The 16,968-nt window shown below is 62.1% G+C and carries 16 protein-coding genes; 6 read left to right on the plus strand and 10 right to left on the minus strand.

The window, feature by feature from the left end:
• Positions 1-51: 51 nt before the first annotated feature.
• Both XI06_RS04440 and XI06_RS04445 read left to right on the plus strand, forming a co-directional pair.
• The gene (locus XI06_RS04440; protein ID WP_237872722.1) at positions 52-798 is read left to right on the plus strand and encodes a glycosyltransferase family 25 protein; all 747 of its coding nucleotides are present in this window, start codon (positions 52-54) and stop codon (positions 796-798) included.
• Between the two features lie 16 nt (positions 799-814).
• A complete protein-coding gene (locus XI06_RS04445) occupies positions 815-1,525 on the plus strand; it encodes a WbqC family protein (protein WP_237872723.1) in 711 nt (236 codons plus the stop codon).
• A gap of 49 nt (positions 1,526-1,574) precedes the next feature.
• On the opposite strand, the gene XI06_RS04450 is transcribed toward XI06_RS04445, so the two are convergent.
• From XI06_RS04450 to XI06_RS04470, 5 genes are all read right to left on the minus strand, one after another.
• A complete protein-coding gene (locus XI06_RS04450) occupies positions 1,575-2,342 on the minus strand; it encodes a TylF/MycF family methyltransferase (protein ID WP_237865774.1) in 768 nt (255 codons plus the stop codon).
• Between the two features lie 58 nt (positions 2,343-2,400).
• The gene (locus tag XI06_RS04455) at positions 2,401-3,081 is read right to left on the minus strand and encodes a metallophosphoesterase family protein (protein ID WP_237865775.1); all 681 of its coding nucleotides are present in this window, start codon (positions 3,079-3,081) and stop codon (positions 2,401-2,403) included.
• Positions 3,059-3,970, minus strand: coding sequence for an ATP-grasp domain-containing protein (locus XI06_RS04460; RefSeq protein WP_237865797.1), 912 nt, complete (start codon positions 3,968-3,970; stop codon positions 3,059-3,061). Before XI06_RS04460 ends, XI06_RS04455 begins: the two co-directional genes overlap by 23 nt.
• Positions 3,971-4,032: 62 nt before the next feature.
• Positions 4,033-4,875 (minus strand): NAD-dependent epimerase/dehydratase family protein, encoded by an 843-nt coding sequence (locus XI06_RS04465; protein ID WP_237865776.1) that lies wholly within the window; start codon positions 4,873-4,875, stop codon positions 4,033-4,035.
• Entirely contained in the window at positions 4,872-5,609 is a 738-nt protein-coding gene (locus XI06_RS04470; protein WP_237865777.1) for a class I SAM-dependent methyltransferase, read from the minus strand. The genes XI06_RS04465 and XI06_RS04470 overlap by 4 nt, the downstream gene beginning before the upstream one ends.
• A 220-nt stretch (positions 5,610-5,829) precedes the next feature.
• Between XI06_RS04470 and XI06_RS04475 the strand changes: the two genes are divergently transcribed.
• The gene (locus XI06_RS04475; RefSeq protein WP_237872724.1) at positions 5,830-7,860 is read left to right on the plus strand and encodes a glycosyltransferase; all 2,031 of its coding nucleotides are present in this window, start codon (positions 5,830-5,832) and stop codon (positions 7,858-7,860) included.
• Here XI06_RS04475 and XI06_RS04480 read toward each other — a convergent pair.
• The gene (locus tag XI06_RS04480; RefSeq protein ID WP_237865779.1) at positions 7,832-9,718 is read right to left on the minus strand and encodes a CHASE2 domain-containing protein; all 1,887 of its coding nucleotides are present in this window, start codon (positions 9,716-9,718) and stop codon (positions 7,832-7,834) included. The two genes, XI06_RS04475 and XI06_RS04480, sit on opposite strands and share 29 nt — an antisense overlap.
• Before the next feature lie 66 nt (positions 9,719-9,784).
• Positions 9,785-10,327, minus strand: coding sequence for a FecR domain-containing protein (locus tag XI06_RS04485; RefSeq protein ID WP_237872725.1), 543 nt, complete (start codon positions 10,325-10,327; stop codon positions 9,785-9,787).
• Between the two features lie 619 nt (positions 10,328-10,946).
• On the opposite strand from XI06_RS04485, the gene XI06_RS04490 reads away from it, so the two are divergent.
• The gene (locus XI06_RS04490; protein ID WP_237865781.1) at positions 10,947-12,035 is read left to right on the plus strand and encodes a tlde1 domain-containing protein; all 1,089 of its coding nucleotides are present in this window, start codon (positions 10,947-10,949) and stop codon (positions 12,033-12,035) included.
• Between the two features lie 75 nt (positions 12,036-12,110).
• Here XI06_RS04490 and XI06_RS04495 read toward each other — a convergent pair whose 3' ends face one another.
• Positions 12,111-12,749 (minus strand): glutathione binding-like protein, encoded by a 639-nt coding sequence (locus XI06_RS04495; protein ID WP_237865782.1) that lies wholly within the window; start codon positions 12,747-12,749, stop codon positions 12,111-12,113.
• 12 nt (positions 12,750-12,761) lie between these two features.
• Positions 12,762-13,355, minus strand: coding sequence for a cysteine hydrolase family protein (locus tag XI06_RS04500; protein WP_237865783.1), 594 nt, complete (start codon positions 13,353-13,355; stop codon positions 12,762-12,764).
• 128 nt (positions 13,356-13,483) lie between these two features.
• Between XI06_RS04500 and XI06_RS04505 the strand changes: the two genes are divergently transcribed.
• Positions 13,484-14,317 (plus strand): LysR family transcriptional regulator, encoded by an 834-nt coding sequence (locus XI06_RS04505; protein WP_237872726.1) that lies wholly within the window; start codon positions 13,484-13,486, stop codon positions 14,315-14,317.
• Positions 14,318-14,442: 125 nt separating this feature from the next.
• Positions 14,443-15,189: a signal peptidase I gene (gene lepB, locus XI06_RS04510; RefSeq protein ID WP_237872727.1), complete on the plus strand. Its 747-nt coding sequence runs from the start codon at positions 14,443-14,445 to the stop codon at positions 15,187-15,189.
• Positions 15,190-15,325: 136 nt separating this feature from the next.
• Here lepB and groL read toward each other — a convergent pair whose 3' ends face one another.
• Positions 15,326-16,966, minus strand: coding sequence for a chaperonin GroEL (gene groL, locus XI06_RS04515; RefSeq protein WP_271604690.1), 1,641 nt, complete (start codon positions 16,964-16,966; stop codon positions 15,326-15,328).
• Positions 16,967-16,968 lie beyond the last annotated feature (2 nt).

Consider the following 16,968-nt stretch of genomic DNA (forward strand, 5'->3'; position numbering starts at 1 on the left):
ATATTCTAGTGGCGCTCTCCGGCATCCATTCGCGAACGGTCCTTTTGGCATATGAAGAATTTCGTCATTAATCTCGATCGCCATCCAGAGAAATTCGAGAACTTCCTGAAGCGCAATGCGGGCTGTGGAATCGCCTTCGAGCGCTTCTCCGCGACGAATGGCCTTGAGTTGACCGATCAGGAGGTGATGGCGATGCGGCTCGTTGCGCCCGGATCGCAGTTCACCAGGGGAGCCGTTGGCGGCGCCGCTTCACTGTGGCGGATCTTGAACTGGATCGCCAAGCAGAATGAGCCTGCCCTTGTCTTTGAGGACGATTGTACCATCCGCCACGACATCATCGGACGCCTGGAGGCGCTTCTTCCGTCCCTTGGGAGCTGGGATCTTTTGGTGCTCGGATACAATACGGATTCGATACTTGATCTCGAGCTCGCGCAGGGCATGAAGTCGATGATGGTCTTTCGGCCCATCCACCCGGATGACGCGAGTGATGCCGCTTTCCAGAGGTCGAATTCTCAGGTGGCCGCGCTCCGGCTCAATTGTTGTTTCGGCCCGGCCGGGACCGCGATCTCTCCCCAGGGAGCGTCGAGGTTGCTGGAGCTCTGTTTCCCGATGGACAACCGGCCTGTCAGAATCGAGGCGCTCGGAAACCGCATGCTGCCAACGATAGGATTGGATGGGATGGGGAACAGCACCTACCACCTCTTCAAGGCGTATGCTTGCTTCGCGCCGCTTGTGGTGCCGCGCAACAACAATGCGACGTCGACTACCTATACTCACGATGCGCGCATCTGGGGCTAACAGGGCGTCGCGCACGATGAAACTCGCGATCATGCAGCCGTATTTTCTTCCTTATATCGGCTATTATCAGCTCATTAGTGCGGTCGATCTCTTCATCGTCTATGATAACGTAAAATATGTAAAAAAGGGCTGGATCAACCGCAACAGGATGCTGGTCAACGGCAAGGACGCGTTGTTCTCGCTCCCGTTGAAGAAGGACTCGGACGCCCTCGATATTCGCGACAGGGAGTTGGCGGCCGACTTCGACCGTGCAAAGCTGCTCAATCAATGGCAAGGGGCCTATAGAACCGCGCCTTTCTTCAAGCAGACCTTTCCACTTCTGGAAGAGATTGTTGGCTTTCAAGATCCTAATCTATTTCGCTATCTCTTCAATTCGTTGCAGATGACCTGCGAGCATCTCGGTTTGAAGACCTCATTCAAAATCTCGTCCGAGGTGCCGATCGATCATTCGCTCAAGTTCCAGGATAGGGTGCTTGCATTGTGCGAAGCGGAAGGCACGCAAAAGTACATCAACGCGATCGGCGGCCTGGAGCTCTACGATGCCAATGCTTTCAGTGCCCGTGGAATCGAATTCAGAGCGCTTCGCGCGCGACCGTTTCCTTATCAGCAGTTCGGGCAGCCTCATGTGCCGTATCTATCGATCGTCGATTTGCTGATGTTCAACTCGGTATCGAAGCTGGGCGAGATCATCGCCGAAAACTACGATCTGGTTCAACAGAACGTATAGGCCTTAAGCCCGGTTCGTCCGAAAACGGTCCGGCGTCGAGATCGACGCCTCATTCGAATACGACGTAACTCTGCTGCGGCGAGATCGTGCTGCGGCAGATGCGATAGCCCTGGGTGCCCCATGCCTCGCGCAGGGCCAGGGTTTCGCCCGGATTCTCGGCGAGGACCAACTCGTCAAACCCGACGATGCTGTTCTTTGCCAGATAGGGGCGAATGAGTTCGAGGCATCTCTTCGTCGGCTCGTAGAGATCAAGGTCGAAATAGGCCAGCGAGATGATCGTCTCGGGATGCTTCTCCAGATACACGGGAAGGGTTTCGGTCACGTCGCCCTTGACCAACTCGAACTTGCGAAGGTGGCTGCGCGGTGCGAGCTTCTCCTGCGCCGACAGGATGTCTGCCAGTACGTCTTCGTAATGGGGCGTGACGCTGAGCCCGCCGACCTTCAGCCCGTCGAAATCGCCATCCTGGGGCGCTACCGACGGGAAGCCCTCGAACGTATCGAAGCCAACAACCTTGCGGCTCATGTTGTAGGGCTCGTAGATGTGGCGCATCGTCGTGAACAGCGCCATGTTCTGCCCCCAGCGCACGCCGAATTCCATGATGACGCCATGCGTGTGCAGGGTCATCGAATAGAGATCGTGCATGAAGAGAATACGCGCCAGCGACGGGCGATTGAGGAACAGGCCGAGATTCGCGTGGAATTCGCGCGCAGGCATCGGCGACGTCTTCATCAGTTCCTGCAGCCGGCCGTAAGCGGCCACTTCGTCCTGGGCAGCAAAGGTAAAGTTCTGCGCGTCCTGCGGATCGCTTGGCGTCATGATTTGTGCTCACACGTTGCTATGTTGATGAGAGGAGAGGGCGCTGAGATCCCGACGCTCAATCCGCGAGCCGCCTGAGATTTTTCGCGCCAGTCTTCAGCCCGCCATAGTAGTAGTCGTGGAATCCAGCGGTCTCCATCAGGTCAAAGACCTTTTGCATGTCGTACTTGACCCGGTGCAGCGCGAAGGTCTCGCCGTCGAAGGTTGCAAACGCGGCGCGTGGATCGCCGTCGCGCGGCTGGCCCACGGACCCCGGATTGCAGTAGGTCTTTGCGCCGAAGCGGTGGATGCTTTGCACGTGGGTATGGCCGCTCACGAAATGGGTGCCGGACAGGCGCGCGAAATAGTCTTCGCTCGGGTTGGTCAGGTACTCGTCGATCGGATCGCCCCATCCGGCGTGAACGACCTGAACATTCCCGACCTGCATTTGCAGGTGAAAGGCCCTCAGCCAGTTCACGTTTTCGGACGTGATCGCCTTTCTCTGATAAGCCAGGCACTCGTTCACGCTCTTGGATCGGGTGCAGAACCCGCCGAAGCCCAGGTACCAGTCGTGGTTGCCGAGAACGCTGTGGATGCCGCGTCGCTTCAGTTCATCGCAGCATTCGTTCACCTGGGAATAATAGCCGACCACGTCGCCGACGCAGACGATCTCGGCGACGCGCATACGGTCGATCTCGGCGAGAACCGCTGTCAGCGCCTCGAAATTTCCGTGGATGTCAGAGATGAACGCTATTGTCATGGAAGATGAAATCCTCGGTATAGCGGACGGCTCTGCCACGCTTTATGTCCGGTTGCACCGGCAGTCGTTGCTCGATAGCCATGTCGACCGCCATGAGCGCTTCGTTGTAGCCAAAGGCGGCGCGGATCGAGGTGGATGACGAAATCCGCGGATTGATCTCGAGCAACTTCAGACCTGCATCGGTCTTGCGAAACTGAAAATTTGTCGGTCCGATCGGCGAAAACGCCTTGCACAAATCCCGGACCGCTTCGGAGAACTCGGCCTGGTCGACGACTTCGGCCTTTTCCGTGAATCCATCCTTGGAAAGTCTTCGCTGAAGCGCCATCGAGGCTGAATAGCCGCCTTGACCGTCGCAGAACGCGGACACCGTGAATTCGTCGTCGTCTCGCCCGACGATGGGTTGAGCCATCAACGTTGTCTTTGTCGCGGGAGCAATCTTGGCAAGCTGCTCCGCAGTCTCGACCACCACGATGCCCTTCGAGCCAAAGCCCCGACGAGGCTTCAGCAAGAACGGCAGGCCGCAATTGGCTTTGAGGGCATCGAAGTCCATGTCCAGATAGCTCGGGATCGCATAGGTCGGCATCAATTCCCGCTGCCGTTCGTAGAATGCCCATTTGTCCGAGCACATGGAGATCAGCGCTCGTGAGTTGAGAACCACCTTGGTTCCCGTCGCTTTAAGTTCAGCGACATGATCCGCCCACTTGTACATGTCGGCATCGATGCCGGGGAACGCCACGTCGACCCGATGCTTGCGCAGGAGCGCGACAAGCTGATCGATGTAGTCCGAAGCATCGGTCCTGGGTACGGCTTCAAACACGTCGCAAAATCCTGGTGCGACCGAGTCGGTATAGATCGAGGTGCCGATGAGCTTCATCGGTCGCTTCGACATCCTCAGGGAGCGAAGGATTCCGTAGCCGACGATTCCGGCGGCGCCGGAAACCAATATCGTCGTCACGATGCCAGCTTTCGATGAACCGCTTCCATCTGCATGCCTTGCACGGAGGAAACGCGGGGAAGATAGTCGACCATCCGGAATAACGTGTCGTCGCAGGAAAAGCCGTTGTCCGGGATATCGGGCTTGTCCGTCAGGAACCTGACTTTGCTCGTGCTTGCAAAAGCCGAAATCGCCGCCGCCGCGATCTGCGAATATCTGACGTTGTCGGGGTTCACGCACCGATAGACGCCTTCGATCTTCATCGCAATGATGGCCGAGATAATTTTGGCGATGTCGTCGGCGTGAATGAAGTTTCTCAGCGGGTCGTTCGAGCCGAAAATGTCGATGTCTTCGTTTCTCTCGGCCTTGTCCATGATGGTGTACAGGAAAGGCTGATGTTTTCGAAACGACTCTCCCACCCCATAAATCTGAGAAGGCTTGAGTACCGCGACAGGCAGCCGAAACTTTCTGGCGCAGAACTGCGCAACATCCTCGGAATGCCTCTTTGAAAGAGCATAGGCTCCGAAGAAGGGAGAATCGTTCGCGAGATCCGAGAAAATACTGGAGATGTGCACGAAGTGCTTCGTGTTTGCTCTTGAGCTTGCGTGACAGAGCTTCATCAGGCCGAGTACGTTGACATTCATGATTTGCAGCGTGTCGGGCAATTCATTGCCATCGAAGGCGGCCGCCATATTGACCACGCAGTCGATCCTGTCGGGAATCTGGACGTGGTCCGAACAGAGGTCCAGCTCGACCTCACAGCCCCGGCGCCCGGCCGTCAGCACGTCGTACCGTTCACGAAGCAGCGGGATAACCGCCTGCGCTAGCGCGGAGGTTCCGCCTATGATCAACACCCTCATGATCGCGCCGAATCGTCCGGCGCGAGTTGCGCGAGTAGCCCGCAGGACAGTTCTGGGTAGTCAACACCGATCTCGCACAGGGCTCGGATGATCTTGGTGTCGAGATGTAGCGACAGGAGCTGACTTGTCGCAAAGGGCTTGAGATAGATGCCTTCGATCTTCTCTATCTTGTAGCCGGCATCGGTCGCCAGCTTGGTGAGGGAGCCGACCGTAAAGTACCGCTGGTGCCCAAGAACCAGATCGTTGTCCGAAAGAGCCTCCATGTCCGGCAGCATTCCCGCAAGATGTCCAAGCCTTCGGTTCATGACCTCGGCATTGGGAACCGCAACAAAGAGCTTCCCCGCGGGGGCCAGAAAGTTCCTGAAACGGTTCAAGATCAGAAGCGGGTCGTCGACATGCTCGAGGATGAAGCCCATGACGATGAGGTCGAATGTTTCGTCCGTCTCGAACTCTTCGAAATAGGTTTCAATGATCTCGCTTCTGCTCTCCGGAAACCGCAGCTTGAAGTTTTGGATCACCGCGGGAGAGCCTTCAAGAACCACATGACGCTTGCAGCCGTCCGAAAAGAGTTCAGTGGCGAAGCCGTGCCCCAGTCCGAGATCGAGGACGGCACGTGGATCTTTCACGACACGAGCAATGCGCTTCGGATACCAGGTCAGCGAAATCTCGTTGTCGAAATCGTAGATGCTTTTGCCCTCGTAGGCAGCGACATGGACATCCAGCCGACTGTTCATGGGTTCTCTTTCGTCAAATTCGATGCGCCATTGGACGCCCGATCTCACGCTTATCAACGGCCCCTTTGATTCGCCACGCGCCGGCGCGGTAGAGCGAAGGCGGTGTCAAGCCTCAAGCAAGCTTCAAGCAAGCTACGAGCGGGATAGTCGAGATGCGGCGAGCTTCCCAAGAGTTGGGAAGCGGATTGCTGTCTGCTGTGCCATGATCCGGAAGGTCCCCATGAACTATCACGACGGCACTCTCGCAAAGGCAAACGAGATCTCGACAGAGCCGTCTTCGCTGACGCGGGATGAAGTTTACCGGATCTGCCTTCGGCACCTGAAGACCGGTGAGTTCGAGCAGGCCGAAGCCCGTTGTCGGGAAGGCCTTGCCTCGGACGCTAACCATGCCGGGCTGCTTCATCTGATGGCCGGCGTCTCTCTGCTCAACGGCGATTACGACGCGGCCATCAACTGGGCCGGCCGCGCTCTCACGAACGAGATGAAGGCGACCTATCTCGCAACGTTCGGGACGGCACTGCTGGGCAAGGGGCTCCAGGCGCAGGCGCTCGAGGCGTTTCAGCGCGCGGTGGCGCTCGATCCCGTTGATCCGTCGATCTGGGAGAATTTCGGCAACACCCTGAACAGGGTGGGGCAGGCCAACCAGGCGAGCTTCTGCTTCCTGATCGCGCGGGCCTATCAGAAATTGCCGTTCCTCGGCGAGTGCCGCTCCGTCTCCCGCATTGCCTGGAACGCCCTGACGGCGCAATTCAATCCGCATCTTCGAACCCGCGCGACGCCGGACGTGGCGCGCGATCCCATCCACTGCTTCTGGTCGAACGCGCCGCTGAGCGACATGTCGCGCCTGTCGCTGCAATCGATGGTCCGTCAGGGCCATCCGGTGAAGCTGTACACCTATGACAACGCCGCCGCGATGCAGGCGCGCGTGCCGCCCGGGGTGATGGTGGTCGATGCGGCAAGCCTCGTGCCTGCTGCGATCTACCAGCATGCCGTTCTCAACAGCGAGATCCGCTATTTCAGCGACATCTACCGCTATGCCGTTCTTCACGAGTTCGGCGGCTGGTGGCTCGATACGGACATCGTGCTGGTCAAACCCCTGGATTTCGGCAGGGAGCATGTGTTCTCCGCGCAATGGTCCGGCGTCGAGCAGGGGCATGTTTGCGGCGGCGATGTGATGCGCGCGCCCAGGGGCTCGATTCACATGGCCAATCTCTATGCGCTGTCGCTCCAGCGGCTGTTCAGCGAAAAGCGCGTCGAATACGGCGCGGTGGGGCCGCTGCTGCTGAGCGAATATCTGCTCGTTGCCGGCGATGAGGATCTTCTGGCGTCGATCGTGCCGCCGACGACCTTCAACGCGATCGATCGGCGTGAAGTGGAGCTGTTCGTCTCCGAGAGCCGCGCCGGCTTCGAGCTGTTGAGCGACCCTCGCGTGACCGGTGTCCATCTCTGGGGCAGGATGTGGGCCGAGCGCGGCTTGCGCATCGATGCCGTCCCCGAGCAGAGTGTGGCGGGTTATCTCAAGAATCTGGTGCTCGAGCCGAACTGGCTGACGCAGCTCGCGGCGAAATACGACTCGGACAAGGGTGCGGTCTACAAGGGGCATGTTGCCCACCACTACACGCGCATCTATCACCAGCTGTTTCAGTCGAAGGCACTCGAGCCTATCCGTATCCTGGAAATCGGCCTGTGCCGCGGCCGCGTCGAAGGCTGGGCCCAGGATCAGGTGCCGTCGCTGCAGATGTGGCTGGACTACTTCCCGAATGCCGAAGTTATCGGCGTAGACATCGAGGATTTCAGCTGGTTCTCGCATCCACGCGTCCGGATCCATCGTGTCGATCAAGGCGACCGCAGCATGCTGGAAGAGCTGGCACGCAAGGAGGCGCCGCTGGACATCATCATCGATGACGGTTCTCACGCCTCAGTGCATCAGCACCTGACGCTCGGCGTGCTGTTTCCTTCGCTGAAACCGGGCGGCCTGTTCGTCATCGAGGATCTGGATTGGCAGCCGCCGGAGATCCCGTCCAATGGCGCGCCGCTGGTCAAGGATGTGCTCAACGCGATGAAAGCGGGCGGCGCGTTCACGTCCAACGTCATGACCGAGGCGGAGGCGAAGCTGATCTCGGACGAGGTCGACGAGATCCTCATCAATGACAGTTTCCGCGAGCTGATGTCGCGCGGGCTGCTCGGCGGCCTCGGCGTGCTCAGGCGCAAGGCGCAGAAGCTCAGTCGATCATCTCGGCCCGCGCAGTGATCTGGCTCGGGCTGTCCTGGTCGCGCCAGAACCAGACGGTCACGACGCCGGAGCGGCCGCGGACCTGGGTGAGCAGGGGACCCGACAGCACGCCGTCGGGCGCGCCGTGGAAGTCTGCGGCGTCCAGCAGCGTGTCGGTCAATGCGAGACGCGCATTGTTTTGCGCGGCGACCTCCATCAGCCGGCTGGCGAGATTGACGGTGTCGCCATTGGCCGTGATGTGCTGATGACTCTCGCCGAGACGCGAGGCGACGATCGGACCACAATGCGCGCCGATCTTGAAGCCGAGCCGTCCGCTGATCGCAGGCGGCAGCGATGCGATCCACCGTTCGACGCCGCGGTGCAGGTCGATCGCACATTTCAGTGCACGCGCCGCGTCGTCGGGCATCGCGCGCGGCAGGCCGAACAGGATCATGGCGCCGTCGCCGAGAAAGCTCGTGATCATGCCGCCGCAATCGACCGCGGCCTTGTCGATCAAGGCGTGGAACGCCTTCAGAATGTTCTGAAGTTCGTCCGGATCGATCTGTTGGCTCAACGCGGTGAAATCCGAGAGATCGATGAAGACGATGGCCCCATCCTGCCGAACGGGCTTCGCCAGGAAATCGGGATCGCGCGCCAGCCATTCCTGCACCGCTGGCGCCTGGAGTTGCGCCAGCGACCGGCTCTTGGCGGCGAGGTACTGCGTGCGGCGGGCTCCGGCCCAGGTCTGCACGCCGACGAACACGGCGACCGGCGGCACCGCGGCCGCGAGCGTGGTCGCGGCATCGAGCCAGACGCCGTGCGTGAACGCAAATAAATTGAGCCCGGCCCAGGCGATCATCAGCGCGGCCGCCGCGACGAAGCCGAGCGCGCTGCGCCGCCAGGCCAGCAGGCCGACCAGCAGCATCGGCAGCAGGATCGCGATCAGCGCATCGGCGATGTGGACCTTGCGGTCGCGCACGATGTTGTCGCCCGCGATGAGATGCGTGATTGCGGTCGAGATCACCTCGGCGCCGGGCATCAGGGAATCGAATGGCGTGGGGAAGAAGTCGCCGCCGCCGGCAACCGCAGCGCCGATCACGACGATCCGGTTCTCGATCACCTTGCGATCGAGCGTGCCGTCGAAAATGCTCTGCGCGCTCACGGTGCGGATGGTGCGGCGCGGGCCGTAGTAAGTGATAGGCAGCGAAAAGTCGGTGTCGGTCGGCACCGCGCGATCGCCGAGCATGAGGTGATCGGGCGCGATCGTCAGCTTCTTGTCGAGGGCGCGGCTTGCGACCCGCAGCGGCAACGACAGTTCGACCCTGTCGCGGGTCCGGAACAGCATCGGCACCGAGAGCGGCGAGCCGGATTGCCCGGTCGCGACGTTGACGACGCCGACATCGGCGTGATCGGCGAAAGCAGGTAACGGCAGCAAGAAGCGCTCGGCCTGGGGCAGAGCGGCGAGCGGCCCGGCGCTGCCGGGCGCCACCGTCTCGCTCGCGCTCGGGAAGATCGCCGCGGCCGCGAGCACCATGGGACCGGTCGCGAGCGTGTTGGCCAGCGTGGCGTCGCCGATCGCAGCGCTGCGGTCGACCAGCAGCAGATCGATCGCGATGACCTTCGGCTTGAACTGCACGATGGTGTCGACCACGCGCGCCAGATCGGCGCGCGGCAGCGGATAGCTGCCGCCGCGCTTGACCACGGTGTCGTCGATGGCGACGATGGTGACGAGATCGGGCGGCGCTTGCACGCCGCGCGCGAGCGTGCGCAGGTCCGTCAGCGTCGCCTCGAGCCGGTCGAGAAAGGCGAGATGGCCGTAAGCGTGAGCGGCAAAAATGCCGGCACCCCACAAAGCAGTGAGGATGAGGGCCACCAATATCTGTACGCGTCTATTCATTAGGTCTGACTTGCAATCTTCTTTTTGTTCTCAGGGCCTGCCTGAGCAGGTCGTGCGGACCGGGGCCTATTGACCCAGCCTTGCCATCAGCGCGTCGACGCGTGGCTGGCCCCAAGTCTTGACAGTCAGCGTCTTGACGGTCAGTGGGCCGGTCGCTTCCACGTCTACGCCTTCGCCGGGGCCGAGCACCACGCCGCGTCCACGTGCCGCCCTGCGGGTTACGCCAACGCGGCCGTCGGCGACGAATACGGAGGTTTTGGTCTCTGCGACATCGACCGCCCATTTGGTCCCGCGCACCGCGGCAATCGCTTGCGGTGTCAGCACCTTGAAGGGATTGCCGCCGGGTTTCTTGGGCACTTCGACCAGCAGCGCTTTGTCGCTCAACTCGACGGCATCTATATGTCCGTCGCGGTTGGCGTCTTTCAGTTCAAATCTCGCGCCGTTTTCCGCAACGATCGTGACGCCGTTGTCGCAACGCCAAACTTGCGGGCCGGCGGCGGATGGCGATGCCGTGCAGCCCGCATCCGTAGCGGGCTGAGCCGTCGCGGAGCCAATCAACAACAACGACCACGCCAGGGCGCAAAACCCCGCGCGCGAAAACCCTCTCATGCCAGCCTCCGTTTGACGGGCTCGGCACAGTTCAAGGCGATGTTGATACGGTACCGTATCACACGCAGAGGCTGCTGAAAAGTGCCGAGCGTGTAGCTATTTTCGCGGCTCGGCCATTTCCAGATTGGCGCGATCAACTTTCAGTCAGGGCAACGTTTCTCTTCCGCCTCTCACCGCAAGCGGGGAGAGGCGGAGAGCGCGCAGCTCACCAGCCTCGCGCAACGCTTCCCCGTTATCTTCCCGATATTGATGACCACGAAAATGACTTGGTTGGCGGGTCCAAAGGTGAGGTCGGTGAGGCCCTCTGACCGTGCTAAACCGGCCGAGAATTATGGTTAACAGCGTCGTCTAAGTCCGTATTTCTGCGGGCTTTTTTCTCGAAATGGCACAGCGTTAACGAGTTGCCCTACAACTGCCCGAACTTAATCTGCATTTAACTAAAAGTCGCCTTAATGACGCTCCGACCCTCTGCGAGATGCTGGTTCCGGAACGTGACCAGCGGCACTTCGAAGGGGGACTGAGTGACACCGTCCTGGACGCAAGGCGAATGAGTACGAGTATCGCTGCGCAGAGTTACGCGGCACGGAAGCCAAACAATTCTCGGAAGTCTTCCCGGAAAATGACCACCCAAAACGTGCTTGGCGCCGCCGTGGCCGGCTGCGTCTTGCTTGCCGGCTGGACCGTCTACAACAACATCTTCGCCGCCAGCGTCTATCCGACCGTCGGCAGCGCCGGTTACGACGAGCCCGTGGTCAAGCGCGCGCCCAAGGTGGCGCTGCGCGAGGCGGGCGAGGCGATCCGGGAAACCTTTGCCTTGCTGCCCGACCGGCTGCAGGTGGCTGCACCGATTTCGCGCGAACAGTTCAACGAGCGTTTTGCCGCAGCGGCGACGCAGGGCGTGGATTCGAACGCCGCGAGTGCTGCGCCTGCGACGAAGGTCGCCGAAGCCACTTCGAAGCCGACCGTCGTCGCGAAGGTCGCCGAAGTGCTGAAGCCGCTCAACCCCGCCAAGGTGGCTGAGAGGGTCGCCGACAAGGTCGCTGACGTCGCGAAGGGCAAGCGCTCCGACGCGCCGGTGCAACTCGCCTCCGCCGATCCGGCCCAGATCGTGCCGGCGCCGGAAGCCAAGCCAAAATCCTTTGCCGACCGCGCCAAGGCTGCGGTGATGTCGATCACCGGTCCGCGCCAATCGATGGTGGAGAAGCTGTGGGGCAAGCGTGAGCCCTCCGGCGGTCTGCTCGCCTATGCTTCGGCCGATGCCAGCGTGACCTCGGCGATCGCGCCGAAAGAGCAGAACCCGATGTTCGGCGGCGCGCCGCCCTATGAGCGCGACACCGCGGTCTACGACATCACCGCCAAGACGGTTTACCTACCCGACGGCACCAAGCTCGAGGCGCATTCCGGCCTCGGCTCCAACCTCGACGATCCGCACTCGCAGCGTGTCCGCATGCGCGGCGTCACCCCGCCGCACATCTACAATCTGAAGCCGCGCGAGGCGCTGTTCCACGGCGTGCCCGCGCTGCGCCTGACCCCGATCGGCGGCGAAAGCGCGATCTATGGCCGCGACGGCCTGCTCGCACACACCTTCATGCTCGGGCCAAACGGCGATTCCAACGGTTGCGTGTCGTTCAAGGACTACTACGCATTCCTCGACGCCTATCGCAACAAGGGCATCCGCAAGCTCGCGGTGCTGGCGCGGGTCGAGTAGATCAGGTCAATTCGAGATCATGCAAAAGGGCCGCTCGCTGCGGCCCTTTTCATTTTCTGCTTCCAGAGTGACCCGCTACGCTGCGTTGACCGGCACGGCCTTGCGCAGCACCATTTCGGTGGCAATCGCCTCTCGCACCACCGGCCGCGCCTGCATGCGCTCGAGATATCTGGCGAGCGAGGGCCATTGCGCGATGTCGACACCTGCGGGACGAAGCAGCAGTAGAGCCCAGGTGAGATGTGCATCCGCAACGGTGAAGCTGCGACCGACGAGGAATTCGCGGTCCGCAAGATGCGCTGACGGCACCGACAGCGTTTGCAAGATCCGCGCGCGCGGCTTGGCGAGCGAGCCGTCGTCCTTGTACCAGAACGTCGGAAACAGGAACGCCTTGTGGATCTCGGCGCCGACGAAGCTCAGCCATTCCTGCAGGCGGTAGCGATCCAAATCTCCCGGCCGCGGTGCAAGGCCGCGCTCGGGCTTCAGGTCAGCGATGTATTGCAACACCGCCGCGCACTCGGTCAGCCGCTCGCCGTTTTCCAGCACCAGCACCGGTACGGCGCCCTTCAAGGAGATGTCGCGAAAATCGCCGTCGCCGTCCGCGACCGTCTTGGTCGCGAGATGAACTTGGTGATAGCGCGCATCGAGACCTGATTCCATCAGCGCGATGCGGCTCGCAAGCGAGCAGGCCATCGGTGAGAAATAGAGTTGCAGCATCAGCTTGCTCCGTTATCTCAGTGCATCGCCGCGCGCGATGATCGCGAAGCGGTCGGAGAGTTCGGCCAGCGCAACCTCGTGAATGGTGCGCGCGTCCAGCGTGCCGCCGCGTCCGTCGGGCAGGTCGCGCGTGGCGCAGGCATCGGCATCAATAGTGGTGCGAAAGCCGAGATCGAGCGCGGCGCGCGCCGTGGAGCTGATGCACATATGCGTCATGAAGCCGGCCAGCACGATGTTCTTCTTCTCGGTCGCGTCAAGACGCGCCTTGAGATCGGTGCCGGCAAAGGCGTTGGGCAGCTCCTTCTCGATCACGAGCTCACCGGCACGAGGCGCGAGTTCGGCGACGATGGCACCGCGATCGGCGCTGCGATCGAACAGGCTGCCAGGCTTGCCGCGATGGGCGATATGGATGATCGCGGCTCCGCTCTCGCGCGCCCGTGCCAGCAGCGCAGCCGCCCGCGCGATCGCGGGGCGCGCGTCGGGCAAGGCGAGGGGGCCTGCAAGATATTCATTCTGGATATCGATGAGCACCAGCGCGGCGTCGGAGAGGCGCGGCGGGTTGAGGTCGGCGCCGGCGAGCTGGAGCAGGGTCTTTGCGGTCGTCATGGTCGGGCAATCTCCGGGGCGAAAGGCTTGGCCAACATAGCGCCGGAGCCGCCTGCCGATATGCAGGGATATTGCAGCCGGTGGCTGCGATATTGCAGGCATCTCGCCGCCGATGTAGCCTCAGGCCCATGAACTGGGACGATCTGCGCATCATCGCCGCCGTCAGGGACGAGGGCACCTATGCAGGCGCCAGCGCGCGGCTGCGCATCGACGAGACCACGGTCGGGCGCAGGCTGTCGCGCATCGAGCGCGCCCTCGGCCTGCGCCTGTTCGAGGCCGCTGACGGCGTGCGCCGGCCGACGCGGAGCTGCGAGGCGGTGCTGGCGCATGTCGAGGCGATGGCCGCGCATGCCGCCGAGATCGGCCGTCTCAGCGAGAACCTGGAAGGACCGGTGGGGCGCCTGCGCATTGCCTCCACCAACACGGTGGCCGAAGCGGTACTGTCGCCGCGCGCGAGCGACTTCCTGCACGCCAATCCGGGCCTGACGCTGCAATTCCTCACTTCCAGCGAGAACGTCAAATTCTCGCGCTGGGAGGCTGATCTCGCCATCCGTCTGCGCAAGCCCGACAAGGGCGACTTCGTGATCTCCAGGCTTGGCGACATCAAGCTCTATTACTTCGAGCCTGTGACGACCGAGGGCGAGTCGATGCTGTGCGCCTATCCGGACGAGCTCGGCGCCATTCCCGAGATGCAATTCCTGCGCACCAAGACGTCGCGCGCGCGCTGCGTCACCGACAATGTCCGCGTCATCCGCAATCTGATCCGCGCGCATCGGGCCGCCGGCGTGTTGCCGGAATATGTCTGCGCGGACCTGCTCGGCGATCGCCGCCTGCGCGCCAGCCTGCTGCCGAAACGGCGCGATGCCTGGCTGCTGGTGCAAAACCACCTCAAGCGCGACGCCGCAACGCGCGTGACGATCGACTGGATACGCCACTGCTTCCGGGATCTGGCGCAGAGTTGATTGCCGGCTAGCGGCGGCCTTGAACGCAGCCCGTCATCCGCACGACCTAGTCAGGAAGGCCGGGATTGCGCGCGCCGACAGGTTGCGCAATCCTGTGGCCGCGACAATCTCGGGCAGGGAAGGCGATGACCACGCTTCAGGACACCGTCCGGCCGAAGGCCAGATCCAGCGGGTGGAAGGCGACTGTCATCCTGATCCTGCTCGTGCCCGTGCTGTGGTCGCCACTCCTGCTGTTTCGCTACGTCCTGTATCAGCCGTTCAATATCCCGTCCGGCTCGATGATGCCGACGCTGGTGGTCGGCGACTACGTCTTCGCGGCGAAGTATGCCTATGGCTACGGCCGTTATTCGTTTCCCTTCGCGCCGTCGTTCATCTCCGGCCGTTTCCGCGCCGCTGATCCCGCCTATGGCGACATCGTCGTCTTCCGATCGCCGAAGGTCGATGAGATCGACTATGTCAAACGCGTTGTCGGATTGCCTGGCGATCGCATCCAGATGCGGCAGGGACAACTCTTTCTGAACGACAAGCAGGTCGCGCGCGTGGCGTTGAAGGAGGTGGCCGCGGGCTCTGCCTGCGGCGGCGAGACCGGGACCAGGGTCAAGCGCTGGCGCGAGACGATGCCGAACGGTGCGAGCTACATCACCTACGATTGCGTCGACAATGGCTATGCCGACAACACCGAGGTTTACACCGTACCTCCGGGCCATTTCTTCGCACTCGGCGACAACCGAGACAACTCCACCGACAGCCGCTTCAAGTCGGTGATGGGCTTCGTCCCAATGGACAATCTCATCGGCAAGGTGACGCGGATCTTCTGGTCGCTCGATTCCGAAGGCGAGCTGCGCGTAGACCGGCTGGGGAAGGTGGGGTAGCCCCGCTGTCATTCCGGGGCGGCGCGCAGCGCCGAGCCCGAAATGACAAGGGGGGAGAGAGCCGACGCCCCCCAAACAAAAACCCCGGCATCGCTGCCGGGGTTTCGCATTTCGTTGTTTTGCCAGAATGGCTGGATCAGAAGTCCATGCCGCCCATGCCGCCGCCCGGGGGCATTGCGGGGCCGGCGCCGCCCTTCTTGGGCAGCTCGGCGACCATGGCTTCCGTGGTGATCAGAAGCGCTGCAACCGAGGCTGCGTTCTGGATCGCGGTACGGACCACCTTGGTCGGGTCGATGATGCCCTTCTTGACGAGGTCGCCGTACTCACCGGTCTGGGAGTCGAAGCCGAAGGCGTACGACTTGTTCTCCAGCACCTTGCCGACGATCACCGAGCCGTCTTCACCGGCGTTGATGGCGATCTGGCGAGCGGGAGCCGACAGCGCCTTGCGCACGATCTCGACGCCGGTCTTCTGGTCGTCGTTCTTGGTGCGCAGGCCCTTGAGCTGCTCGGAAGCACGGAGCAAGGCGACGCCGCCGCCCGGGACGATGCCTTCCTCGACAGCCGCGCGGGTCGCATGCATCGCGTCATCAACGCGATCCTTGCGCTCCTTCACCTCGACCTCGGTCGCGCCGCCGACGCGGATCACCGCGACGCCGCCGGCGAGCTTAGCCAGACGCTCCTGGAGCTTCTCACGGTCGTAGTCCGAGGTGGTCTCCTCGATCTGCGCCTTGATCTGGGCCACGCGCGCCTCGATGTCGGCCTTCTTGCCGGCGCCGTTGACGATCGTGGTGTTCTCCTTGTCGATCATCACCTTCTTGGCGCGACCGAGCAAGTTGAGCGTGACGTTCTCGAGCTTGATGCCGAGATCTTCCGAGATCGCCTGGCCGCCGGTCAGGATCGCGATGTCCTGCAGCATGGCCTTGCGGCGATCGCCGAAGCCCGGAGCCTTGACGGCCGCGACCTTCAGGCCGCCGCGCAGACGGTTCACGACCAGGGTCGCGAGCGCTTCGCCTTCGACGTCTTCGGCGACGATGACCAGCGGCTTGCCGGTCTGCACCACGGCCTCGAGCAGCGGCAGCAGCTCGTTCAGCGAGGAGAGCTTCTTCTCGTTGATGAGGATGTAGGCGTCGTCCATCTCAACGCGCATCTTGTCGGCGTTGGTGACGAAATAGGGCGAGATGTAGCCGCGGTCGAACTGCATGCCCTCGACGACGTCGAGCTCGGTCTCGAGCGACTTGGCTTCCTCGACGGTGATGACACCCTCGTTGCCGACCTTCTTCATGGCGTCGGAGAGGAACTTGCCAATCTCCTGGTCGCCGTTCGCCGAGATGGTGCCGACCTGGGCGATCTCGTCGTTCGAGGTGACCTTCTTGGAGTTCTTCTGCAGGTCCGCAACCACGGCCTCGACCGCGAGGTCGATACCGCGCTTGAGGTCCATCGGGTTCATGCCGGCGGCAACGGACTTGGCGCCTTCGCGCACGATCGCCTGGGCCAGCACGGTCGCCGTGGTGGTGCCGTCGCCGGCCGCGTCAGCGGACTTGGAGGCGACTTCGCGCACCATCTGCGCGCCCATGTTCTCGAACTTGTCCTCGAGCTCGATCTCCTTGGCGACGGTGACGCCGTCCTTGGTGATGCGGGGAGCGCCGAACGACTTGTCGAGCACGACGTTGCGGCCCTTCGGACCGAGCGTGACCTTCACCGCGTTGGCGAGAATGTCGACGCCGCGCAGCATCTTGTCGCGCGCATCAACCGAGAATTTGACTTCTTTGGCTGCCATCT

The organism is Bradyrhizobium sp. CCBAU 11434 (assembly GCF_028128895.1).
GTDB lineage: Bacteria > Pseudomonadota > Alphaproteobacteria > Rhizobiales > Xanthobacteraceae > Bradyrhizobium > Bradyrhizobium zhengyangense.

Coding starts and splice junctions, on each gene's coding strand:
- XI06_RS04475 (WP_237872724.1), top strand. CDS start 5,830: ATGAACTATCACGACGGCACTCTCGCAAAGGCAAACGAGATCTCGACA.
- XI06_RS04500 (WP_237865783.1), bottom strand. CDS start 13,355: ATGACGACCGCAAAGACCCTGCTCCAGCTCGCCGGCGCCGACCTCAAC.
- XI06_RS04460 (WP_237865797.1), bottom strand. CDS start 3,970: ATGTCGAAGCGACCGATGAAGCTCATCGGCACCTCGATCTATACCGAC.
- XI06_RS04465 (WP_237865776.1), bottom strand. CDS start 4,875: ATGAGGGTGTTGATCATAGGCGGAACCTCCGCGCTAGCGCAGGCGGTT.
- XI06_RS04455 (WP_237865775.1), bottom strand. CDS start 3,081: ATGACAATAGCGTTCATCTCTGACATCCACGGAAATTTCGAGGCGCTG.
- XI06_RS04450 (WP_237865774.1), bottom strand. CDS start 2,342: ATGACGCCAAGCGATCCGCAGGACGCGCAGAACTTTACCTTTGCTGCC.
- XI06_RS04505 (WP_237872726.1), top strand. CDS start 13,484: ATGAACTGGGACGATCTGCGCATCATCGCCGCCGTCAGGGACGAGGGC.
- XI06_RS04440 (WP_237872722.1), top strand. CDS start 52: ATGAAGAATTTCGTCATTAATCTCGATCGCCATCCAGAGAAATTCGAG.
- XI06_RS04485 (WP_237872725.1), bottom strand. CDS start 10,327: ATGAGAGGGTTTTCGCGCGCGGGGTTTTGCGCCCTGGCGTGGTCGTTG.
- XI06_RS04495 (WP_237865782.1), bottom strand. CDS start 12,749: ATGCTGCAACTCTATTTCTCACCGATGGCCTGCTCGCTTGCGAGCCGC.
- XI06_RS04490 (WP_237865781.1), top strand. CDS start 10,947: ATGACCACCCAAAACGTGCTTGGCGCCGCCGTGGCCGGCTGCGTCTTG.
- XI06_RS04445 (WP_237872723.1), top strand. CDS start 815: ATGAAACTCGCGATCATGCAGCCGTATTTTCTTCCTTATATCGGCTAT.
- XI06_RS04470 (WP_237865777.1), bottom strand. CDS start 5,609: ATGAACAGTCGGCTGGATGTCCATGTCGCTGCCTACGAGGGCAAAAGC.
- groL (WP_271604690.1), bottom strand. CDS start 16,966: ATGGCAGCCAAAGAAGTCAAATTCTCGGTTGATGCGCGCGACAAGATG.
- lepB (WP_237872727.1), top strand. CDS start 14,443: ATGACCACGCTTCAGGACACCGTCCGGCCGAAGGCCAGATCCAGCGGG.
- XI06_RS04480 (WP_237865779.1), bottom strand. CDS start 9,718: ATGAATAGACGCGTACAGATATTGGTGGCCCTCATCCTCACTGCTTTG.